Annotated in this window: 19 protein-coding genes, 1 tRNA gene and 1 pseudogene; 13 read left to right on the top strand and 8 right to left on the bottom strand. The window is 59.6% G+C overall.

Going from position 1 to position 22,985, the window contains the following annotated elements; genetic code table 11:
* Nucleotides 1-348: 348 nt before the first annotated feature.
* Entirely contained in the window at nt 349-1,440 is a 1,092-nt protein-coding gene (gene dinB / locus NBG89_RS10155) for a DNA polymerase IV (protein ID WP_431322659.1), read from the bottom strand.
* A 180-nt stretch (nt 1,441-1,620) separates the two neighbouring features.
* On the opposite strand from dinB, the pseudogene NBG89_RS10150 reads away from it, so the two are divergent.
* Both NBG89_RS10150 and NBG89_RS10145 read left to right on the top strand, forming a co-directional pair.
* A pseudogene (locus tag NBG89_RS10150) lies at nt 1,621-1,742 on the top strand (damage-inducible mutagenesis protein); the annotation flags it as partial.
* Between the two features lie 374 nt (nt 1,743-2,116).
* A complete protein-coding gene (locus NBG89_RS10145) occupies nt 2,117-2,626 on the top strand; it encodes a hypothetical protein (RefSeq protein WP_431319860.1) in 510 nt (169 codons plus the stop codon).
* Between the two features lie 289 nt (nt 2,627-2,915).
* On the opposite strand, the gene NBG89_RS10140 is transcribed toward NBG89_RS10145, so the two are convergent.
* Nucleotides 2,916-2,991 (bottom strand) — tRNA-Ile (locus NBG89_RS10140).
* A gap of 215 nt (nt 2,992-3,206) precedes the next feature.
* Between NBG89_RS10140 and NBG89_RS10135 the strand changes: the two genes are divergently transcribed.
* Nucleotides 3,207-3,887 carry an SIMPL domain-containing protein gene (locus NBG89_RS10135; protein ID WP_431319859.1) on the top strand — a complete coding sequence of 227 codons (681 nt, stop codon included), beginning with the start codon at nt 3,207-3,209 and terminating at the stop codon, nt 3,885-3,887.
* Between the two features lie 234 nt (nt 3,888-4,121).
* Nucleotides 4,122-4,505, top strand: a complete 384-nt coding sequence (locus tag NBG89_RS10130; protein ID WP_088691897.1) for a hypothetical protein — start codon at nt 4,122-4,124, stop codon at nt 4,503-4,505.
* A gap of 52 nt (nt 4,506-4,557) precedes the next feature.
* On the opposite strand, the gene NBG89_RS10125 is transcribed toward NBG89_RS10130, so the two are convergent.
* Complete coding sequence (locus NBG89_RS10125; RefSeq protein ID WP_431319858.1) at nt 4,558-5,271, bottom strand: GntR family transcriptional regulator; 714 nt, start codon at nt 5,269-5,271, stop codon at nt 4,558-4,560.
* A 268-nt stretch (nt 5,272-5,539) separates the two neighbouring features.
* Between NBG89_RS10125 and NBG89_RS10120 the strand changes: the two genes are divergently transcribed.
* From NBG89_RS10120 to NBG89_RS10090, 7 genes are all read left to right on the top strand, one after another.
* Complete coding sequence (locus NBG89_RS10120; RefSeq protein ID WP_431319857.1) at nt 5,540-6,622, top strand: ABC transporter ATP-binding protein; 1,083 nt, start codon at nt 5,540-5,542, stop codon at nt 6,620-6,622.
* A 29-nt stretch (nt 6,623-6,651) separates the two neighbouring features.
* Nucleotides 6,652-7,950 carry an ABC transporter substrate-binding protein gene (locus NBG89_RS10115; protein WP_431319856.1) on the top strand — a complete coding sequence of 433 codons (1,299 nt, stop codon included), beginning with the start codon at nt 6,652-6,654 and terminating at the stop codon, nt 7,948-7,950.
* Nucleotides 7,951-8,136: 186 nt separating this feature from the next.
* Nucleotides 8,137-9,051: an ABC transporter permease gene (locus NBG89_RS10110; RefSeq protein WP_431319855.1), complete on the top strand. Its 915-nt coding sequence runs from the start codon at nt 8,137-8,139 to the stop codon at nt 9,049-9,051.
* Between the two features lies 1 nt (nt 9,052).
* Nucleotides 9,053-9,874 carry an ABC transporter permease gene (locus NBG89_RS10105; protein ID WP_431319854.1) on the top strand — a complete coding sequence of 274 codons (822 nt, stop codon included), beginning with the start codon at nt 9,053-9,055 and terminating at the stop codon, nt 9,872-9,874.
* Nucleotides 9,875-9,878: 4 nt separating this feature from the next.
* Nucleotides 9,879-10,619 (top strand): aspartate/glutamate racemase family protein, encoded by a 741-nt coding sequence (locus tag NBG89_RS10100; protein ID WP_431319853.1) that lies wholly within the window; start codon nt 9,879-9,881, stop codon nt 10,617-10,619.
* Nucleotides 10,620-10,622: 3 nt separating this feature from the next.
* Nucleotides 10,623-11,234, top strand: coding sequence for a flavin reductase family protein (locus tag NBG89_RS10095; RefSeq protein ID WP_431319852.1), 612 nt, complete (start codon nt 10,623-10,625; stop codon nt 11,232-11,234).
* 94 nt (nt 11,235-11,328) lie between these two features.
* Nucleotides 11,329-11,814: a heme-degrading domain-containing protein gene (locus NBG89_RS10090; protein WP_431322658.1), complete on the top strand. Its 486-nt coding sequence runs from the start codon at nt 11,329-11,331 to the stop codon at nt 11,812-11,814.
* Between the two features lie 33 nt (nt 11,815-11,847).
* On the opposite strand, the gene NBG89_RS10085 is transcribed toward NBG89_RS10090, so the two are convergent.
* Together NBG89_RS10085 and NBG89_RS10080 are read right to left on the bottom strand one after the other, a co-directional pair.
* Nucleotides 11,848-13,101, bottom strand: coding sequence for a D-arabinono-1,4-lactone oxidase (locus tag NBG89_RS10085; protein ID WP_431319851.1), 1,254 nt, complete (start codon nt 13,099-13,101; stop codon nt 11,848-11,850).
* Nucleotides 13,102-13,255: 154 nt separating this feature from the next.
* Nucleotides 13,256-14,521, bottom strand: a complete 1,266-nt coding sequence (locus NBG89_RS10080) for an AGE family epimerase/isomerase (RefSeq protein ID WP_431319850.1) — start codon at nt 14,519-14,521, stop codon at nt 13,256-13,258.
* Between the two features lie 172 nt (nt 14,522-14,693).
* Between NBG89_RS10080 and metH the strand changes: the two genes are divergently transcribed.
* Nucleotides 14,694-18,467 (top strand): methionine synthase, encoded by a 3,774-nt coding sequence (gene metH / locus NBG89_RS10075; protein ID WP_431319849.1) that lies wholly within the window; start codon nt 14,694-14,696, stop codon nt 18,465-18,467.
* Nucleotides 18,468-18,556: 89 nt separating this feature from the next.
* On the opposite strand, the gene NBG89_RS10070 is transcribed toward metH, so the two are convergent.
* The 3 genes from NBG89_RS10070 to NBG89_RS10060 are packed head-to-tail and all read right to left on the bottom strand — an operon-like array spanning nt 18,557 to nt 21,127.
* On the bottom strand, nt 18,557-19,432 hold the full coding sequence (locus tag NBG89_RS10070; protein WP_431319848.1) for a hypothetical protein: 876 nt from the start codon (nt 19,430-19,432) through the stop codon (nt 18,557-18,559).
* 49 nt (nt 19,433-19,481) lie between these two features.
* Nucleotides 19,482-20,246 carry a GntR family transcriptional regulator gene (locus tag NBG89_RS10065; protein ID WP_007802416.1) on the bottom strand — a complete coding sequence of 255 codons (765 nt, stop codon included), beginning with the start codon at nt 20,244-20,246 and terminating at the stop codon, nt 19,482-19,484.
* Entirely contained in the window at nt 20,243-21,127 is an 885-nt protein-coding gene (locus NBG89_RS10060) for a BadF/BadG/BcrA/BcrD ATPase family protein (protein WP_431319847.1), read from the bottom strand. Before NBG89_RS10060 ends, NBG89_RS10065 begins: the two co-directional genes overlap by 4 nt.
* Nucleotides 21,128-21,647: 520 nt before the next feature.
* Here NBG89_RS10060 and NBG89_RS10055 point away from each other — a divergent pair.
* Nucleotides 21,648-22,907, top strand: a complete 1,260-nt coding sequence (locus tag NBG89_RS10055; RefSeq protein ID WP_431319846.1) for an ABC transporter substrate-binding protein — start codon at nt 21,648-21,650, stop codon at nt 22,905-22,907.
* Nucleotides 22,908-22,985: the final 78 nt, after the last annotated feature.

The raw sequence follows: 22,985 nt of genomic DNA, 5'->3' as shown, positions 1-22,985 counted from the left end.
CAAGTCCTTGAGTTCTTAAATCGATTTTAAACTTTTGAACTAAAATGCTAATCGATTTTAATTATTTCATTTAAAAATTCTTGTTGCGGTGCAGAACAGTTCAAACCTTAAATGGCTTACGAAGTCTGCTATTTGGAGGAACTTGGATGACTTTTACATTTCCGCTTACTGAGAAGCGCAACGTCGAAGAACTGCTCAAGCACCTTGCTCAGCACAAACTTAGCTGTCCGGGAAACTGTGTCATGTCGGTGAAATCCCACGTTGCGCATGTATCGTCCTCCCATTCGTTCGCGCTGGGTACTGCCCGTACCGCGTGGTAGCGACGGACGGAGATAGGCTAGGGGCACGTCACAGCAGTACCAATTGCTCTATGCCCATGTCGGTCTGGCGCTCCAGGGAGGAGAGCGTCACACCGAGGAGGCGTATCCCTTTCCGCGTCGGAAAGACGGACTCCAGCAACACGCAAATTGTCTCCTCGATTTCCTCTGCGGATCGGAACGGTTCGCCAATCGTCCTGGCGCGGGTGATCTGCGTGAAGTCGGCGTACTTGACCTTAAGTGTGATGGTCTTGCCCGTGATGCTGTTTGCGTCGCAGTAACGCCAGACCTTGGCGACTAACGGTTTCAATTCGTCCACTGCCTGGCCATAGGCATGAATATTCTCGGCGAAAGTGTCTTCCGCTCCGATCGATTTGCGCACCCGGTCTGGCTTCACCTGACGCTCGTCAATGCCGCGTGCGATGCCATAGAAGTACGGCCCTGACTTGCCGAAATGCCAGACCAGGAACTCGATGTCCTTGTCGCGCAGATCGGCTCCCGTCTCGATACCGAGACGATGCATCTTCTCGGCGGTCGCCGGACCGACGCCGTGGAACTTCTTGACGGGGAGGGCGGCGACGAAGGCCGGCCCGTTCTTCGGCGTGATCACCGCCTGACCATTCGGCTTGTTCAGATCGCTCGCCATTTTGGCCAGAAACTTGTTGTAGGAAATGCCAGCCGATGCGTTCAGGCCAGTTACCGCTTTGATCTTTGCTCTGATTTCGAGAGCAATGTCGGTTGCAATCTCCATGCCCTTGAGGTTTTCGGTCACGTCGAGATAGGCTTCATCGAGAGACAGCGGCTCGATCAGCGGCGTGTATTCGGCGAAGATTTCCCTGATCTGGGCGGACACGGCCTTGTAGACGTCGAAGCGCGGCTTCACGAAGATGAGGCCGGGGCATTTCCGCTTTGCCGTCACTGACGGCATTGCCGAATGGACCCCGGACTTGCGTGCCTCGTAGCTTGCAGCCGCTACCACCCCGCGCGCCTCCGAACTGCCGACGGCAACCGGCTGGCCGCGAAGCTCCGGATTGTCCCTCTGTTCGACGGAAGCATAGAAGGCGTCCATGTCGATATGGATGATCTTGCGGGTCCGCGCCGCGAGTAGGGTTGGGTCAACCATCGATGTGCGCTTCAGGAAGAGCCTGACACCGGTCGATGCCGTCTGCACCGTTCATCCTGGAACATACCCGCTTTTGAACGAGACGGAACCCTTGAATTGACGAAGGCCACAGATGGCGCAATCCGGCGCACCCCCGTCATCACCGAGCTTCGGGAACGCATTTCGCATCTCGAAGGCGGCATGACACGCCGGAAGCAGACCGTGCCATTCGGCGTCTCGCAAATATCGATGACCATCTACCGGGTGGTGGACTGTCCTTCGGGGCAATCCACGAGTTTGCTGGTGGCGGGTCAGGTCCCGTGACCTCTTTGTTCCGGGCCTGCACATTGATACGCTCGGTGACGCCAAAGCGCGTTTGATGAGCCGAAGGTTGCATTCCCGCATCTCTCCACCCTTTTCGAACGCACGAATAAAGGTCGTTGATCGGCTTCGGCTTGCCTATCGCACCGCCCCCTCAGTCCTCAGCAACCCCAACAAGATGAACGTCTCGGCAGAGAGATAGATTACCATGAGCAGTTGATCCTGTCGCGATCGCTGAAGCTGCTTTTCAGAGCAAGTGAGGCGATCGCAAGCGCTATCCGCCTGCTGGTCTGCGTCTCCTGTTAATCGATCTTGACAAGCGCGCCCACGTCGAGACGCTATTGGGCTCGCAACGTCGTAGAAAAACGAGGATAGGATGAGGTTCAGCAGACCGGAAGTCGCAGTCATGGTTGGCGTTGCAGCCTGTGTGTTTGGCGCGTGCCTTACGGCATTGCCCGTGCTCGCACAGGAAGTCGAGCCGCCTGCTCCATGGGTCAAGCTTACCGGTTCGCATGCCGGAGCGGTCGGAACATGCTCTCTCGTTGATGCGACAGACAACGAGGCTTGTTACATGGTGCGCTGCGACGCCAAGAACGGTCTCATTTTCGAGATTGGCGATGCCACGGTTGGTGAGATGGGCCTGCGATCGGCGCGCTTCGAGATTGGGAGGTATAAAGAGACGATCCGCCTCGACGGGAATAGTCCCGATCGGCGAACGACTGTTCTCTCAAAACATCCGAAGTTGCTTGCCGCCCTCACATCTGGCGTTGATTTCGCCACTATGTACGCCGTCGAGGCGGATGTGGAATACAGCACCGGCTTTGAACTCACGGGGGCGCGAGACCAGATATCTCGACTGGTAAAGGGGTGCCCAACGAAGCGGTGACGACGGGCAAGGGTCTTGGCTCGGCTGACGGCGGTCAAGAGGGTCGTGAACGGAAAGTCTGCTCTCGGCTCGTCTTTCTTTGCGGCGCAACGCGGCGCCGATTGTGCAGGAGGTCGTCTAGGAGAGATTTGAACTCCAATCTAAGCGGGCATGAAGCGCTCGCCAAGCGCCATGAAACTCCCAATATGCCACTGATATTAAATAATTTTCATCGCCGGCAGAGAATTCGCAGCGTGCCCGGAAATACGGCTGCTATCGTTGTCGCGAACGGCCCCAGATCGGAGGAAAATGGTGGGCCCGGAGGGACTCGAACCCCCAACCAAGCGGTTATGAGCCGCCGGCTCTAACCATTGAGCTACAGGCCCTGCAGCGGTTTGGCTGCCGTGTCCGGCGCAATGGTTCCCCGGAACGGGTTCCGCTCTAACGCAATTCTCCAGCGCTCACAAGGGACTGCCGCAATAGCTTCACAATCAATCGGCAAGACGACACTCGAGACTTCACAATCAGGGAGTGAAACACCGTGCTGCCGAACACCAGAACAATCGTCTTCAGCCTTCTGCTTGGTCTTCCGACCGCTACTATGGCGCTGCCGGCGCTGGCGGCTGATTCGCAGCCGCGTGAGGCCGTGATTTCCGTTAGCGGCGAAGGGCAGGCGAGTATCGCGCCCGACATGGCGGTGCTCAACCTTTCCGTCGTGAAACAGGCGAAGACGGCGCGCGAGGCGCTCGACGAAAATAACAAGGCGATGAGCGATGTCCTTGCCGCGCTGAAAAAGGCGGGCATCGCGGAGCGGGATCTGCAGACCTCAGGTTTTGCCGTGCAGCCGCAATTTAACTACCCGCAGTCCAACGATGGCCAGCCTAAGCCGCCGGAATTGATCGCTTACCAGGTCAGCAATTCGCTAAGCGTGCGCGTCCGCGACTTGTCCAGGCTCGGCGCCATCCTCGACGAAGCTGTCACGCTCGGCATCAACCAGGGTGGAGACATTCAGTTCACGAATGACAAGCCGGAGAAGGTGATGGAAGAGGCGCGAAAGAAAGCCGTCGCCAACGCCATTGAGAGGGCAAGGACTCTGGCCGGGGCTGCCGATGTCAAACTCGGGCGCGTGATCGAGATCAGCGAGACGTCGCCGCGTGCGCAGCCGGTACCGGTCTTACGGGCTGCCATGATGAAGGAGGCGGCAGACTCAGCCGTGCCGGTTCAGGGCGGTGAAACCAGCTACAATGTTACGGTCAACGTGACATTTTCGATCGCTCACTGATCGTCAACGGGTTTGATCCGTGACCAATGGCCATTGATATTCGCTGCAATATCAATGGCCTGTTTGTTTTTGTCGAACGCCGTGGAACCTTCGGGCAATAAAAGGCTTTATCACGCATATATTACACTATAACATCGATCGTGTTTTCGGCCCGCAGGGAACCCTGAGTTCTGTTTCCCACGTCGCTGCCGGCCGAAGAGGAGGAATGGCACTAGCCCTAAAGAGGAGACAGACATGACGAATGCCTTGCCGCCGCTTCACAATGGACACGCCCCGTTCACCCTTCAGGAACTCTTCCGCGAAGCCCTCTATGCCTTTGAAGAGTGGGATACGGAACTCACAGAACCGATCGTCACCTTCGAAGGACGCGTTGTACCCATCAGTCAGGTCTTCGAAGCGATGCGTCTATGCGACGATATCGTTCCGATGAACATCGTCGGAGCCGTGACCGAACGGCTTACCAAACCCTGGGAAGGCGAAGGACCGCTCGACCAGATGAGTTTCTCGACTGCCGCCCGTGTCATGGGCGTCCTCGTGCGCAAGCGCCTGCTTGCAAACGGCACGGCTGATATTGTCGCCGTGGCAGAACAGACAGCCGAGCGTCGCTCCGGCAATTGAGTTGCTGGATTGCGGTCATATGGCCGCAATCCCGCTCCCACGTGAAAATTTGCTATAGTTCGAAGGCCTCCTTGAGGCCGACGCTCTTGCGTTCGCGCAGGTCGAGATCGGCCTCGATGTGCGCAATATGGTGCAGCATCAGTCTGCATGCCTCGTCAAGATCATTCCGTTCGATTGCGGCGACGATGTCGCCATGCTCGGAATGGCCGCAACTCGATATGGTCGATTGGCCGTAAAGAGCAATCACCAGCGACGAGCGGGCAACCAGTTCATCCATGAATCGCTGCATGATGGCGTTTCCGGATATGCCGGCAAGCATCAGGTGAAAGTCGCCTGACGCCTTGATCTCGGCGCGCCGTGCCGTCTGGCCGCGCTCGCCGATCAGGCGCCCTTCTTCGAGCAGTAATTGCTTCAGGTGCTGGATTTGCGAAGGCGTAATCTTGGCTGCTGCCTCGCGCAAGATTCCGGGCTCGACGAGACGGCGGGCGGCAAAGATCTGGCGCGCTTCCTCTGGCGAGGGGTAGGCGACGAACGCTCCACGGTTCTTCTCGACGCTGACCAGGCCTTCATAAGAAAGAGCCTGCAAGGCGGCGCGAGCGAGCGTACGGCTGACGTTGAACAGATTGCCGACATCGCTCTCCGACAATTTGGTTCCCGGCGAAAGGCGGCGCTCGACGATCGCATCGCGGATCGCGTCGCGGATCTGTTGTGCGCCTGTGTCGGCTGAATCCTCTGCGATCTGCAGGGCCGTTGCGGTGGACTTCATGAACTCGGATACCTTTTGACCGGGAAATGATATCTGCGTTTCGCGCAAAAGTTAAATGGAATTTGTGCGCAAAGTTTCGGCTAAATTGTATACGATGTTCTGCACGAATTGCAGACGATAGCCTATTTTGTGTGCATATTCATATGCCGCCCGATTTTTCATATCTGGCGCAATCCTGATGGCAAGCCTTTGATTTACCGCCGCTTGATGCGCGGCAATGGAAACTGGCATGGCAGATGCATTGTCTTTCTCAAACAGAGGAAGACCAATGTCGAAAGCCGCAGAGATCGATATCGTATCCGTTTCCAAGGTGTATGGCGCCACCACGGCGGTCCATTCCATCAGCCTGAAGATTCCGGCCGGTTCCTACTGCTGCTTTCTCGGGCCTTCCGGCTGCGGCAAAACGTCGACACTGCGCATGATTGCTGGACATGAGAGCATTTCCTCGGGCGACATCCGGCTTGGCAACACTGTTGTCACGGACTTTCCGCCTGCCAAACGCGGCACGGCGATGATGTTCCAGTCTTATGCGCTGTTTCCGCATCTCGATCTCGTCGACAATGTCGCCTTCAGCCTGAAGATGAAGGGTGTCGAGAAGGAAGAGCGTCGCGCCAAGGCGCTGGAGATGCTGAAGCTGATGCAGATGGACGCCTATGCGACGCGGCGACCGGCACAGCTTTCCGGCGGCCAGCAGCAGCGCGTGGCGCTGGCGCGCGCGCTGATCACCGATCCTGAAGCGCTGCTGCTCGACGAGCCGCTATCGGCGCTTGATCCGTTCCTGAAGATCCGCATGCGTGCCGAGCTCAAGAAGCTGCAAAAGACGCTCGGCATTACCTTCGTCCATGTCACGCACAGCCAGGAAGAGGCGATGGCGCTCGCCGATATCATCGTCATCATGAATGACGGCAAGATCGAGCAGGCGGCAACACCGCGGAAGGTGTTCGAGGAACCGGCTACAGCGTTCGTCGCCCGCTTCATGGGTGACCACAATGTTCTCTCCGGCCGCGTTGTGTCCTCGTTGGACGGCGTCACCACGCTCGAGGTGCCGGAGGGGCAGACCTTCTCGGTGCGGGGTAACGGCAAGATGGCTGGCGATGCTGTCGACATCGGTGTTCGCACCGACCGGGTCCGGCTCGATGCGGCAAGCGACAAGACGCTCGGCTTCAACGGCGTCGTCTCCAACATCGAATATCGCGGCGCCTCGGTGAAGATGACCGTTGCCGGCGCGGGCAGTGACGACTTCACGGTCATCGCGAGTGACGGCGATTACTTCGCCAAACCCGTATCGGTCGGCGATGCGGTGTCTCTGAGTTGGGCTCTGGAGGACGCGGTCCTCCTTGGCCGCGCATAACCTCACCAGCAAAAAGAAGGGGAACTGACATGACAACTGAAACGAAAACGACCAAGACGGCAGCGGGGATTTCTCGCCGCAGCCTGCTCAAGACTGGGGCTGCTGCCCTCGGTGCGGCCGCCGGCTCCGGCCTGATCACCGGCTTCCCGACCATCTGGGCGCAGTCGAACATCACGCTTCGCCAGTTCGGCACCGGCGTCTCGAACATCAACGCGATTGCCGAGCAGTGCAAGAAGGACCTCGGCATCACGCTCGAGATGACGGCGACCGATTCCGACGCCGCTGCACAGCGCGCCGTGACGCAGCCTGATAGCTACGACATCGCCGATATCGAATACTGGATCCTGAAGAAGGTCTATCCGACCGGTGTCATCCAGCCGATGGATGTCAAGAAGCTGAAGTACTACGACAAGGTCGTCCCGCTCTTCAAGAACGGCAAGCTGAAGCCGGACAGCGTCATCGCGCAGGGCACGGCACCGCACACTGTCGGCTATGTCGAGAGCGCGGATGCCAAGACCTTCGCCAAGGGCGAAACCGAACTCTTCACCATGATGCCGACCATCTACAATGCCGATACGCTTGGCATCCGCCCCGATCTCGTCGGCCGCGATATCACCACCTGGGCCGATATCATGGATCCGAAGTTCAAGGGCAAGACCTCGATCCTCAACATCCCGTCGATCGGCATCATGGACGCCGCGATGATCATGGAAGCGCTCGGCAACATCAAGTACGCCGACAAGGGCGACATGACCAAGGCAGAGATCGACAAGACGATCGAGTTCCTGATCAAGGCGAAGCAGGATGGCCAGTTCCGCGCCTTCTGGAAGAGCTTCGACGAGTCGGTCAACCTGATGGCGTCGGGCGAAGTCGTGATCCAGTCCATGTGGTCGCCGGCCGTCGCCGCGGTCCGCTCCAAGGGCATCGCCTGCAAGTATCAGCCGCTCAAGGAAGGCTATCGCTCGTGGGGCGGCGGTCTCGGCCTTGCCTCACACCTCAAGGGCGCCCAGCTCGACGCAGCTTACGAGTACATCAACTGGTATACGTCCGGCTGGGTCGGCGGCTATCTCAACCGCCAAGGCTACTATTCCGCCTGCATGGACACGGCCAAGAACTTCATGACGGCCGACGAGTGGGGCTACTGGATCGAAGGCAAGCCGGCGCAGGGCGATATCCTCTCGCCGGAAGGCAAGGTCATGGAGAAGGCTGGTGCCGTTCGCGACGGTGGTTCGTTCGAAGAGCGCATGGGTCATGTGGCGTGCTGGAACTCCGTCATGGACGAAGACCGCTACATGGTTCGCCGCTGGAACGAATTCATCGCCGCCTAAAGCGGGATGCCGAAAAGTGTAGGTGGTTTTCGGCTGAAATCCCGCTCTAACTTTATGATTTAGAGGCGGATTCAGATTTTAGGTCGGCTCGACCTAAAATCGTCCGGCTCTAGGGCAAACCGCTTCTGCCAGGCCCTCTCCCCAGTTCCTTTGGGGGGAGGGCATCGACAACGGAGAGACCGGAACATGGCGACGATCGCGTCTTCGCAGGCCGACCAACAATCGGAACAGACAAGCCGTGGGAGGTTCGGATGGCCGGCATGGGCTGCCTCCTATCTGCAGGCAATGCCGCTGATCCTCATTCTCGGCTTCTTCTTCATCCTGCCGATCGCCATGATCGCCGTCGTCAGTTTCTGGGATTATGACTTCGCCGGTCTCTACCCGGCATTTCTCACCATGAACTACACCGACACGCTCGGTTCATGGGTCACTTGGAAAACCTATCTCAATACACTGAAATTTACGGTGATCGTCTGGGGACTGACGCTCGTCATCGGCTTCTGGGTCGCCTACTTCCTCGCCTTTCACATCCGCCGGACGACCACGCAGATGATCCTGTTTCTGGTCTGCACCGTGCCGTTCATGACCTCCAACATTATCCGCATGATTTCCTGGATCCCGGTGCTCGGTCGCAACGGTCTGGTCAATTCAGCGCTGGTCCAGATGGGCATCGTGCCGCAGCCGATCGAATGGCTTCTCTACTCCGATTTCGCCGTCGTTCTCGCGATGGTGCATCTCTACACGCTGTTCATGGTCACGCCGATCTTCAACACGCTGATGCGTATCGATCGCTCGCTGTTTGAGGCGGCGCGCGACGCCGGCGCCAGCGGCTGGCAGATCCTCTGGAATGTCGTACTGCCGCTGGCAAAGCCCGGCATGGCGATCGGGACGATCTTCGTCGTCACTCTCGTCATGGCAGACTTCTCGACGGTGCAGGTCATGTCCGGTGGCCAGAGCGCCTCGGTCGCGCTGATGATGAAGAACCAGATGTCGCTGCTGCAGTATCCGGCAGCGGCTGCCAATGCGGTCGTCCTGCTTGTGGTCGTCTTGATGATGGTCGCAGCGATCCTGCGCGTCGTCGATATCCGGAAGGAGCTGTGAGATGAACCACGAGAAGCGTACCTTCGAATTCTATGTGCTCGCAGCCTTCTTCCTCGTCTTCGTGCTGTTCCTGTACGGGCCGCTGTCGGCAATCCTGATCCTGTCCTTCCAGGGCCCGGATGGCGGCCTGACATTCCCGCTGAACGGCGTCTCGCTGCATTGGTTTTTCAATCTGTTCGAGAAGCAGGCGGTCGGGGATTTCGGCGCATCCTTCCGCCGCTCATTCACGCTGGGGCTGATGGTGATGGTCGTTACTGTCGTCGTCTCGCTGCTTGCGGGTCTGGCGTTTCGCCGCCGGTTCCGCGGATCGACCGTGCTTTTCTATGCGACGGTCGCAAGTCTCGTGGTGCCATCGATCATCATTTCGCTCGGGATCGGCGTGGTTTTCCAGCAAAGCGGCCTGAAGCCCGCCTGGTACTCCTCTGCCTTCGGCGCGCATCTGACATGGACGCTGCCGTTTGGCGTGCTGATCATGTTCGCCGTCTTCAACCGCTTTTCGCCAGCCTATGAGGAGGCTGCGCGCGATCTTGGAGCGACCTCCTGGCAGACCTTCCGGCATGTCGTGCTGCCGATGATCGCGCCGAGCCTGATCGGCGTCGGGCTGTTCGGCTTCACGCTTTCTTACGACGAGTTCGCCCGCACACTCATGACGTCAGGGAGCTATAATACGCTGCCGCTCGAAATCTACGGCATGACCACCAATGTCACGACGCCGGTGCTCTATGCGCTTGGCACGGTGACGACCCTGTTTTCCTTCACCATCATTCTCGTTGCGCTCGGCATCATGCTCATGCTGCGCCGGCGTCAGGCAAAGATAAGCTGATCCAATGCGCATTCTTCTGGTCAATCCCAATACGACAGTGTCCATGACCGAGAAGGCAGCCGTCGCGGCTCGCGCTGTCGCGGCCTCCGGCACCGACATCGTCGCCGCGACCTCTCGTATGGGGCCAGCGTCGATCGAGGGACACTATGACGGGGCACTTGCAGTTCCCGGACTGCTGAGTGAACTCAGGGAGCGGGCTGGCGCATATGATGCCGCGATCATCGCCTGCTTCGATGATACGGGGCTCGATGCGGCACGCAGCTTTGCCGACGTACCGGTGCTTGGACTTTGCGAATCTGCGGTCGCCACTGCCGGCTTTCTGGCGCAGAGGTTTACCGTCGTGACGACGCTGGAGCGCTCACGCGTGCTGATCGACAATCTTGTCCGACGCTACGGCATGGGCGGACGCGTCAAGGTGCGCGCCTCTGACATACCGGTCCTTCAGCTCGAAGATCCCGCCTCGGGCGCTATTGGCAAGCTGCGTGCCGAGATCGAACGGGCGCTGTCAGAGGATGGCGCGGAGGCAATCGTGCTTGGCTGCGCCGGCATGACGGATCTCGCTCGCGATCTACAGGATATCTACGGCGTGCCCGTGGTCGACGGGGTGGCTGCGGCGGTTAAGCAGGCGGAGACATTGGTCTCACTCGGATTATCGACCAGCAAGCGCGGTTCCTACGCATCGCCGCTGGCGAAGCCGTTTGCAGGCGCGATGAGCGCCTTTGCGCCGATCCGGGCGACAGGCTGATCCGTGACCGTGTCCTTCGATTTCGCGACGCTCTCCGAGCGCGAACGCTACAAGCTGATGATCGGCACGATCATTCCGCGGCCGATCGCGCTGGTGACGACAGTGGACGAACACGGCCGGACCAATGCCGCACCCTTCAGTTTCTTCAACTGCCTCTCGGCCGATCCGCCGATCCTGGCGCTTGGTGTCGAGAATAATCCCGATATGTCCTTTAAGGACACTGGTCACAACATCCGAATGACCGAGGTCTTCACGGTCAACATCGTGTCCTTTGCCATCGCGGAGGCGATGCATGTCTGCGGCTCGAAATATCCTCGCGGCGTCGATGAACTGAGGGAGGCCGGTCTGACAGCAGTCCCCGGCCAGAAAGTCGCCTCGCCGTGGATCGCGGAAGCGCCGGCAGCCTTCGAGTGCAGGCGTCACCTCACGCTGGAGCTCGGCAAGTCCCGGCAGATCATCATGGGCGAAATCGTCTATGCGCACTATCGCGACGGCGTCGTCGATCCGGAAAGGCTACGCGTCGATCCTGCAGAGGTTGACGCCATTGCGCGTCTCGGCGGTGATACCTGTTCGACGATCCGCGACCGCTTCGAAATGCTGACTCCCAAATTGTAAAGCTCCGTGGCATCGCTACGATTCCGCTTTACTTTTCCCCTCCGCTTGCATTTCTTCAGAAAAAAGCCTTGCAGGAGAGGGAGCCCACGTGACCATGCCCGAAGAAGACCTCAAGCGGATCGCGGAACAGGAAAAGGTATTGAGTTTCGATACCTTCGATCTCACGACCGCATGGCAGCTCGGCAAGCTCCTGCAGGAGCTTGGAACCGAACGTGGCCTCGGAATTGCGATCGATATTACGCTGCATTCGATGCCGGTCTTCTATGCTGCGCTCCCGGGCGTCACGCCGGACAACGTCCAGTGGGTGCGGCGCAAGCGCAATCTGGTGCTGCGTTATTTCAAGAGCAGCTACGCGATCGGTCTCGATCTCAAGCAGAAGGGCAAGACTGTCGCCGACAACGGCCTCGCTGATGCCGATTATGCACCGCACGGCGGCAGCTTCCCGATCAATGTGAAGGGCACTGGCTGCATCGGCGCGGTCACAGTCTCGGGGCTGCCGCAACGCGACGACCACAACCTTGCGGTCGAGGCACTGGCACTGATGTTGGCGAAGGATCTCGATGCACTGCGTCTGGCGTGATGTCAGGTAGACAACCTCGTTTGCGGACGTCGTCTAGTTTCCACTTGAACCGAATATGGCGTTTTCCAACCATGGGTTAGAGAACGTCCGTTCCGGATCCATCCTGTCTCGAAGGCGCGCAAACTCGGGAAGCTTTTCATATTTGGCGCCGATGTGGCGCCCGGTGAAGACCTTGCCCCAATGCGGCAAGGCCGCGAAGGGCAAGAGCGCTTGCTCAATTTGCTCCACGGCCGCGTTGACTGCTTCCTGGTTCCGAACCCAGGTAAAATGGATCGAGAGCGTGTCTCGGTGATATTGAGGGCTGAGCCACAGTTCATCGGCGGCGACTGTCCGGAATTCCGCTACTTGCACCAAATGCGCAAACCTTTCACGGATTGACAGCAACGCGTCGACAGCGGCTGCTCCGTATTCCCGCGGAATGTGGAACTCGGACTGTATCTCCTCGCCGTTGCTGGGCGTGAACCCCATCTTGAAGTGCGGGAGCCTGTCGGACCATCGGCCATGCTGCCCCAACTGTTCCGTGGAATTTTGCGCATCCAATCCGCTTATGGGATGCCTGTTGACCATCGCGCGCGCTGCGCCGTGGATGGCGGTGGGCCACTCATCGGCTGATGCGGTTCTCTTGACCCAAATCGATCCGGCTTGTTGACCCCATTGCGTGAACACACTGACACTGTAGCCCGCGGCCATGATCTCATCGAGGTTGGCCAACAGCTTGTCCCAGGCCAATCCCTCGTAAACGTACTGCGCGACCTGAAATTCCGGCTGGACGTCAAGCGTTACCCGCGTGACGATGCCAAGCGCGCCCAGATGTACTGCCATTCCCGGGAAATCGGCATCACCGCGTACTACCTTTATGAGGCGACCGTCGCCTGAAACAATTTCAAGCCCGGAAACCGCTGTCGCCAGGTTGCCATTTCGGTTGCCTGATCCATGCGTTGCCGTGGCAATTGCTCCGGCAATCGAAATATGTGGCAACGAGGCTAGATTATGAACGGCGAGATGATGCCGATGGAGGAAAAGTGCAAGCTCTCCATAGGTGCAATGACCGCCAACGGAAACCTGTGTTCCATCGCCTTCGATCACAGGGTTGATCGGTAGCTCGGCAAGCGACAGGGCCACTTCGCCATCGGCGATTGCGTTGAATGAATGGCCCGAGCCCACCGCTTTTATCTTTGGCGAACGCGCCACGATTTCGCAAACCGCGTCCACGGAAGACGGGTATAGGCAGTCGCGAAAGCCATAGTGAAAACTTGCTGCCCAATTGGTCGTTGGAACCCGCGTCATAGACAAAACCTCGCACCGATTTGTTTTCTATCGCACAGCCATTCCAACGACCAGTCGTCGTTTCTGCCGGTGCGTCGCGTCCGCCGTTCTAGTCACGGCGCCGACGCGATACCACTGGAAATGATGGCCGAGCGCCATTGAGGTGGCGTGCGCTTCAAATCAGATCTTGCCCGCCCGCTTCGGAAATGACCTTGGTCAGGCTTCCGTTCGCCGGGAAGAGGGGGATCAGGCACGCCTGCAGGGCGTGGTAGATGTCGCCCTTGCCAGGGAAGATCGTATGGGCAGGCACCAGGTCTTCCGTCAGTTCCTCATGCCAGCCGCCATTCTTGTGATCGATGAAGGAGCGTTCGATCACATTCCAGATCCTGCGGTAGTGTTCCTCATGGTAGTCACTCGGCAGGTGTTCGTTGAGGAAGTGCGCGGCGCCGGCGCCCTCGCAAGCAGGCCACCACAGCTTGTTGCGTTTGGCGGGCTTGTCTTGCCAGTCGAGCGTATAGAAGAAGCCGCCTTTACTATCGTCCCAACCGAGGGCGATCGACTGCGAGAACAGGCTCTTGGCTGCATCCGGCATCCAGTCATGCTTCTTGTTGCCAAGCACCCAGAGCTGAAGAAGGAGGCGCGCCCATTCCAGCCAATGACCGGGGGTGGTACCTGCCGGGCGGAACATTTCGTTCGGATGATAGTAATTCTTGTCGAGGACCCAATCGGTGCTGAAGTGTTCGGCCACGCGCCAGCCGACGGAGCCGGCGGCACGACGAATGACGAGGTCGGCAATGCTTTCGGCCTTGGCGAGATAGTCGCGGTTGCCAGTTGCCTCGAAGGCAGCCATCAGCGCTTCGGTCAGGTGCATGTTGGAGTTCTGGCCACGATAGTTGCCGCCGTCGAGAGGCTGCCAGTCGGCGGTGAACTCTTCGGCGATGGCGCCGTGCGCGGCTTCCCAGAACTTCGTGTTCAGGACGTCGGTGATGTCGGCAAGCATGCCGTCGGCAAGCGGATGGCCGACTGTTTTTGCGGAGGAGGCTGCGAGCAGGACAAAGGCGTGGCCGTAGCCCTGCTTGTTTGAATCGACGGGGCCGTTGTCGTCAAGAGACCAGAAGTAGCCACCGTTCTTGGTGTCGCGGTGATGCTTCCAGATGTACTGCATGCCGTGATCCACGACGTCGGCGGCACCCGGACGACCGAGCAACGTGCCGATCGCGAAGCAGTGAACGGCGCGCGACGCGATATGGATCGGACGGACCTGGCCCGCGGCATTGAGCGGCTTGCCGGTGTCGTCGAGATCGAAGAAACCGCCCTTTGGGTTGATGGAATTGTGCTGGAAGAAATCGAAGAGCCCGTTTGCTTGTGCAAGAAGCCAGTTGCGGTGGTAGGTGCGGGTGGTCCAGTTTCCGAGCGCGGCGTCACCGTTTGCAGGTGCCATGATACTCCTCCGATTTCGTGCACAAATCCTTCGCAACCGCCTATATAGGGGCCGCCCGAGTCTGTCATCTGTCAAGCGCCGCAAAGGCGCCACATGACAGGCATATATTGACATAAAGATATCTTTATGTGATTTGGTCAGCTGGTCTGCAACGACGTCAAGGAGTCCGCCCGTGTTTGATACTCTGTTTGGTTCCGAAGGGGCAAAGCGCGACGGTAGTGAAGTGTTTGCTGCGCTTAAGAAAGCCGCCAGCGAACGCATCCTCGTTCTTGACGGCGCCATGGGCACGCAGATCCAGGGACTGGGCTTCGATGAAGACCATTTCCGTGGTGACCGCTTCATCGGCTGTGCCTGCCACCAGAAAGGCAACAACGATCTTCTGATCCTGACGCAGCCGGATGCGATCGAAGAGATCCATTACAAGTACGCCAAGGCTGGCGCCGACATTCTCGAGACCAATACGTTCTCGTCGACACGGATCGCGCAGGCCGACTACGCGATGGAAGGCGAAGTCTACGCTCTAAACAAGGAAGGCGCCGAGATCGTGCGTCGTGCGGCAATCCGCGCCGAGCGCGAGGATGGGCGTCGCCGCTTCGTCGCCGGCGCGATTGGCCCGACGAACCGTACCGCGTCGATCTCTCCCGATGTCAACAATCCGGGCTTCCGCGCCGTCACCTTCGATGACCTGCGTTCAGCTTATGCGGAGCAGATCGACGGCCTGATCGATGGCGGCGCCGATATCATCCTGATCGAGACGATCTTCGACACGCTGAACGCTAAGGCAGCGATTTTTGCCTGCGAAGAGCGCTTCGAGGCCAAGGGCGTCCGCCTGCCTGTCATGATCTCGGGCACGATCACCGACCTTTCCGGCCGTACTCTGTCCGGCCAAACGCCGTCGGCCTTTTGGAACTCGGTGCGTCATGCCAATCCGTTCACGATCGGCCTCAACTGCGCACTTGGCGCCAACGCCATGCGTCCGCACCTGCAGGAGCTATCGGGCGTTGCCGACACCTTCATCTGCGCCTATCCGAATGCCGGCCTGCCCAACGAATTCGGCCAGTATGACGAGACGCCGGAACTGATGGCGGCGCAGATCGATGAGTTTGCCCGCGAGGGCCTCGTCAACATCGTCGGAGGCTGCTGCGGCTCGACGCCGGAGCACATCAAGGCGATTGCTGAGGTCGTTGCCAAGCACAAGCCGCGTCCGATCCCCGAGCATCGCCCCTTCATGTCGCTGTCGGGCCTGGAGCCTTTCGAGCTGACCAAGGACATTCCCTTCGTCAACGTCGGCGAGCGCACGAACGTCACGGGCTCCGCCAAATTCCGCAAGCTGATCACCAATGCCGACTACACGGCAGCGCTCGACGTCGCGCGCGACCAGGTGGAAAACGGCGCGCAGATCATCGACATCAACATGGACGAAGGTCTGATCGATTCCGAAAAGGCGATGGTCGAGTTCCTGAACCTGATCGCTGCCGAGCCCGATATTGCGCGCGTGCCTGTCATGATCGATAGCTCGAAGTTCTCGATCATCGAGTCCGGCCTGAAGCGTGTCCAGGGCAAGCCGATCGTCAACTCGATCTCGCTCAAGGAAGGCGAAGAGAACTTCCTGGCGCAGGCGAAGCTGCTGCATGCTTATGGTGCTGCTGTTGTCGTCATGGCCTTCGACGAGACGGGGCAGGCGGACAGCTACGAGCGCAAGGTCGAGATCTGCGCCCGTGCCTACAAGCTCCTGACCGAAAAGGCAGGCTTCCCTCCTGAAGACATCATCTTCGATCCGAACGTCTTCGCGGTCGCGACCGGCATCGAAGAGCACAACAATTACGGCGTCGACTTCATCGAGGCGACGCGGACGATCCGCAAGACTATGCCGCTCGTGCATATCTCGGGCGGCGTCTCGAACCTTTCCTTCTCGTTCCGCGGCAATGAGCCGGTGCGCGAGGCGATGCATGCCGTGTTCCTCTACCACGCCATTCAGGCGGGTATGGACATGGGTATAGTCAACGCCGGCCAGCTCGCCGTCTACGACCAGATCGATCCGGAGCTGCGCGAAGCCTGCGAAGACGTGGTGCTGAACCGCCGCGCCGATGCGACAGAGCGGCTGCTTGAGGTTGCCGAACGCTTCCGTGGCGCCGGCACCCGCGAAGCGAAGGTGCAGGATCTTGCCTGGCGTGAATGGCCAGTCGCCAAGCGGCTGGAGCACGCGCTCGTCAACGGCATCACCGAATATATCGAGGCCGACACCGAGGAAGCCCGCCAGCAGGCAGAACGGCCGCTGCACGTCATCGAAGGCCCGCTGATGGCCGGCATGAACGTGGTCGGCGATCTCTTCGGTTCCGGCAAGATGTTCCTGCCGCAGGTCGTCAAGTCCGCCCGCGTGATGAAGCAGGCGGTTGCCGTACTCCTTCCTTACATGGAGGAAGAGAAGCGCCAGAACGGTGGCGATGATCGGAAGGCTGCCGGTAAGATCCTGATGGCGACCGTGAAGGGCGACGTCCACGACATCGGCAAGAACATCGTCGGCGTCGTGCTCGCCTGCAACAATTACGAGATCATCGATCTCGGGGTCATGGTGCCGGCAACGAAGATCCTCGAGACTGCTGTTGCCGAGAAGGTCGACGTCATCGGTCTTTCCGGCCTGATCACGCCGTCGCTCGACGAGATGGTGCATGTGGCTGCTGAAATGGAGCGCCAGGGACTGGATCTGCCGCTGCTGATCGGGGGTGCCACGACCAGCCGTGTCCACACGGCCGTCAAGATCCATCCGGGCTACAACAAGGGGCAGACAGTCTATGTGACCGATGCCAGCCGTGCGGTCGGCGTCGTTTCTTCGCTGCTGTCACCTGAGGGTCGCGACGACTATGTGGCTGACATCCGCGCCGAATACGCGAAGGTGGCGGCGGCGCATGCGCGCAGCGAGGCCGAGAAGGTGCGTCTGCCGCTCGCCCGCGCCCGCGAGAACGCGCAGCAGGTCGATTGGGCGGCCTACAAGCCGACCAAGCCGAGCTTCCTCGGCACCAAGGTCTTCGACGGCTACGATCTGGCTGACATCGCCAAGTACATCGACTGGACGCCGTTCTTCCAGACCTGGGAGTTGCGAGGCCGGTTCCCGGCTATTCTCGAGGACGAGAAACAGGGCGAGGCAGCGCGTGCGCTTTGGGCCGATGCGCAGGCGATGCTGACGAAGATCATCGACGAGAAGTGGTTCCACCCGCGCGCCGTCATCGGCTTCTGGCCGGCGAACGCGGTTGGCGACGATATCCGTCTGTTCAAAGATGATAGCCGCAAGGAAGAGCTTGCCACCTTCTTCACACTGCGTCAGCAGTTGTCGAAACGCGACGGCCGGCCGAACGTTGCGCTGTCGGACTTCGTTGCGCCTGTCGAGAGCGGCGTTCAGGACTATGTCGGAGGCTTCGTCGTTACGGCCGGTATCGAGGAGGTTGCGATCGCGGAACGCTTCGAACGCGCCAACGACGACTACTCGTCGATCCTCGTGAAGGCGCTGGCCGACCGCTTCGCGGAAGCGTTCGCCGAGCGTATGCACGAACAGGTGCGTCGCGAATATTGGGGCTACGCCAAGGACGAGCATCTCAGCAACGAGCAGCTCATCACCGAGGAATATGCCGGTATCCGCCCGGCACCGGGCTATCCGGCGCAGCCAGACCACACCGAGAAGAAGACGCTGTTCGGCCTGCTCGATGCCGAGAAGGCGGCAGGGGTGAAGCTCACCGAAAGCTACGCGATGTGGCCGGGTTCTTCCGTTTCCGGCATCTACATCGGCCACGCCGACTCCTACTACTTCGGCGTCGCCAAGGTGGAGCGGGATCAGGTCGAGGATTACGCGAACCGTAAGGGCATGGACGTTGCTGAGGTCGAGCGTTGGCTTGGGCCGGTTTTGAACTACGTGCCGCGCAAGCGTGACGAGGACATCGAGGACGCGGCCTGACCGGCTGCGTCTTCAGGATTTGATTCAAGAACTGGACAGATTGATTCAGCTTGTCGCCGCAAGGCGCTGAAACTGAATCGGAAACCGTCTCAGGTGCTGGGCACCAATTCGACGAGCAGGGCCGTGGTGTCGTCGCTCTGCTTATAGCGCGGATAGCGCAGCCCCTCCGGATCGATCTCGCGTTCGAAGCGCCTGAGTTCCTCCACCATCGACCGCAGACCCTTTTCGCGCGCGGTGCGCACGAGGCTTTCGGAATCATAGGCCGCGTAGAGGACCGCGAGGTCCGAGAAGCCATCGCTGCAGACGATCGCATGCGCCCTGCCTCTGATATCAAGCCGCTCGGAAACCAGATGGTCGGCGGCCTCCGGTACGAGGCCGAGGGTCCAAACCCCGCTCTCCGGCGTATTCTGCCGCTCGCGATGCTGGCGCAACAAGGCGAGGGTCTCGGAATTGCCGAGCGCGCCGCCTTCCTTCGTGATGCCGCCCGTTCGCGCAATGTGCTTTCGCGCCTGGTTCTGTTCATGCTGGTAGGCGCCCGGAATTGCCATGTGCATGGTGGCGAAGCCGTTTTCCTCCAGTAGAAAAAGGCAGGAGTCGCCGAGGCCGATGAAATGGAAGCTATCGGCTGTCTGATGCAGCATCGCGAACGCGGTCAATGGCCAGGCGTAACGCGGCACACTCTCGTGGCGGCTCAGGAACGTTGCGTGGGCTGCCAGCGACAGACCGCGTGCAACTTCCGAGACACTGGACTCACGAGTGATCTGATCCTGAAAGCCGCGGGCGAAATGCCGGGCGATCCAGGCGGCGTCGCTGCCTGCCTCATCCATATACTGGCGATCGCCGAGGCCCGTCGCACCGTCGATGACGAAGGCGCAGGCGTCGTTATAGCCGAAGCTGTCGTCGTTCGGCTTTGCGGGATTTCCGGGATCGGAGATGCTGTCGAGGATCGTGATGCGAGTCGTCATGGGCATATTGAATAGACGCCCTTGGTCGTCCCTTCAATGCGACCAGGCATCACGGCGCACCGATTGTCAGTTCGGCGACAAAATCATAGGCGTCGCCGCGATAGAGCGAGCGGGTGAACTCGACCGCGCGCCCGGAACCCAGATAGGAGATGCGTTCGATCGACAGCCCCGCGGCGCCGACGGGGACGCCGAGGAGATGGGCGTCGGCCTCCTTCATGTTTGTCGCGGAAATCCGCTGCACGGCGCGCACCGGGCGGACCTGGCGACGCTCAAGTTCCGCATAGAGCGACGTCGTCACGACGAAGGGATCCGGAAGGAATTCGCCGGAGACGCTGGCGTTTTCAATTGCCAGCGGCTGATCGTCGGCAATGCGCAGACGGCTGAGGCGTGAAACTCTGACATCGGTTGCGAGGCCGAGAATCATCATTTCATCGGGCGAGGGTGTATGAATGCCCTTGTGGAGCCATTCGGAGCGCGAGGTCATGCCGCGACGGGCCATATCCTCGGTAAAGGAGGTGAGCTGTGACAGGCGCTGTTCGACCTTCGACACGGGCTTCGTCACGAAGGTGCCGGAGCCGTGGCGGCGGACAAGCAGGCCGTCGGCAACAAGCTCATCGATCGCCTTGCGCACAGTCACCCGGCTGACCGTTGCAAATTCCGCGATATCGCGTTCGGGCGGCAGGGCGTCGCCATGGCTGAGGGTGCCCGTGCGAATGGCATCTTCCAGCGTTCGGCGCAATTTGACATAAAGCGGGCCAGTGCCGCCGGCTTGAAGGCGCTCGGGGGAAAGGAGGCTTGCGAAATCGTCGGTCATGCCGCGCCTGTTCCTTCCTCGTGCAAAAACTTTACCGCGAGATCGATGGCGCCCTGCAGGACATCTCCCCTGGGCTCTCGCAGCAGGCTAATGTGACGTTCTGCAAGCCATGGACGGTAAGCTCTCGCGAGTCCACCCAACAGGCAGATCGCCTCGCACTCCGGCCAGAGCAGCGCATCAAGGCTCTCGCTGATCGAGGCCGCTGCGTTCCGCACGATCGCCGTCGCAACAGGGTCCCCCTTAGCGGCAGCCTCAAAGACGACAGGCGCATAACGAGCGAAGTCATTGGGGCGGGAGACATGGGCAAATTCCACGACACGCTCGGGATCGTCGCCATACTCGGCCATGACCGTCTGAGTCGCAGGCGAGGAGGGGCGCACGCCGTCGTGCGCTAGCAAGGACTGTTCCAACAGGTCACGGCCGAGACGGGCGCCACTTGCCTGATCGCCGACAATGAAGCCCCAGCCGCCGATGCCGTAAAGCTTTCCGTTGTGGCGCGCATTGTAGACAGAGCCGGTGCCGAAGGCGCCGATTACGCCGTCCGAATCGCCCAGTGCGCCTTGGAGCGCGGTGGTCGCATCGGTGACGATACGACGTTTGGCGAAGGGCAGGGCGCGCTCGATCCGTTCGGCATAGTCGCCGACATTTGCGCCGGCGACGCCGATGACGGCTGCTACGCTGGAAACGGTTTCAGGGGGCAGGCCGGCGTCGCTCAACGCGTTCTTGGCCGATGCAATGATGTTGAGCAATGAATTGTCGAGGTCGGACAGGATGTTCGATGGGCCGGCCGTGCCACGACCCAGGACACGTCCTGTCGCATCCGTCACTGCGGCACGGCAGCTGGAACCACCGCCATCAATGCCGATCGTAAGTTCTGTCATTGAACCACCAAAATCCGCTCATTCCCCTTGTTTTCATTACAATACCAAAAAAATACCATTTACCAAGTGCAAAGCGTGGCAAAAGTTCATCTTTTTATGCCATTGATTTTAAGTGATAAAATTTTTAATGCGGCATTTCTGTTGCTTCGATGTTAAAATTGGCTGGACAATTGGTATTTTTTTGGCCTTAATTCAACTCAAAGGGAACAGCGCATCGGGCAGCGATAAACCGGCAGGACAGAGATAAGCCGGGCCACTCGATGAAATGCGGACTCGGCCGTGGCGGCTCTGCCGCCTGCAAGCCGTTCTCGCCATCAGTTTTCCCTTTCATGGCTGTGCCGGATCGGTTTCTTGTTCGGGTACGCTGTCTGGCCGACGGGGTGACCTGTCGTGCCGGTTGAGCTTCGGGCCGGCAGTTGTTGACGGCCCTTAAAGTGGCGTTGCGTGTGACCTCATGCACGCGAACGCTTGTTTCAGGTCAGGAACAGCGCCTCATCGGCGCATAAAACAGGAGAGGGAAATGAAGAACACCGCACTTAAGGGCTTCTTGCTGGCATCCAGCCTACTGACATCAGTTGGCGTTGCTCATGCCGCCGACGTCACGCTGACGATTGAAAGTTGGCGCAACGACGACCTGCAGATCTGGCAGGAAAAGATCATCCCGGCATTCGAAGCCAAGAACCCGGGCATCAAGCTCGTTTTCTCGCCGACCGCGCCGACCGAATACAACGCCTCGCTGAACGCCAAACTGGATGCCGGTTCCGCTGGTGACATCATCACCTGCCGCCCGTTTGACGCCTCGCTCGAACTCTTCAACAAGAAACAGATCGCTGATCTAACGAGCCTGCCGGGCATCGAGAACTTCTCGGCCGTCGCCAAGGCGGCCTGGACGACAGATGACGGCAAGTCCACCTTCTGCGTGCCGATGGCCTCGGTCATCCATGGTTTCATCTACAACAAGGATGCCTTCGATAAGCTCGGCATCTCGGTTCCCAAGACTGAAGAAGAATTCTTCGCCGCCCTCGACAAGATCAAGGCTGACGGCACCTATATCCCGATGGCCATGGGTACGAAGGATCTCTGGGAAGCCGCGACCATGGGCTACCAGAACATCGGCCCGAACTACTGGAAGGGTGAAGATGGCCGCTTGGCACTCGTTGGCGGCAAGCAGAAGCTGACCGATGCGGAATGGGTCCAGCCTTTCGAGCAACTCGCCAAGTGGAAGCCTTATCTCGGCGACGGTTTCGAAGCCCAGACCTATTCGGACAGCCAGAACCTCTTCACGCTCGGCCGCGCCGCGATCTATCCGGCCGGTTCCTGGGAGATTTCGCTGTTTAACAGTCAGGCCCAGTTCAAGATGGGCGCGTTCCCGCCGCCGGTTCCGAAGGCCGGTGACCAGGGCTATATCTCCGACCATCCGGATATCGGCGTCAGCCTGAACGCCAAGAGCACCCATGCCGAGGAAGCCAAGAAGTTCCTCACCTGGGTCGCTTCGCCGGAATTTGCCGAAATCTATGCCAACGCGCTGCCGGGCTTCTTCAGCCTGAACTCGACGCCGGTGAAGATGAGCGATCCGCTGGCCCAGGAATTCGTCTCCTGGCGTGGCCCGTTCAAGTCGACGATCCGCTCGACCTACCAGATCCTGTCGCGCGGTACGCCGAACCTCGAAAACGAGACCTGGGTCGCTTCTGCAAACGTCATCAACGGCACTGTTACGCCGGCTGATGCCGCCAAGAAGCTGCAGGACGGCCTGAATGGCTGGTTCAAGCCGGGCAAGTGATTTGCGATGTGAGGGACGGCATCAGCCGTCCCTCACTCCGGCTCAAAGCCAATTTCGTGTCCGCTTTTCCTCTCCCCG

This window comes from Rhizobium sp. YTU87027, assembly GCF_050644135.1.
Classification (GTDB): Bacteria; Pseudomonadota; Alphaproteobacteria; order Rhizobiales; family Rhizobiaceae; genus Rhizobium.
This window is presented reverse-complemented; position numbering and strand designations above follow the sequence as displayed.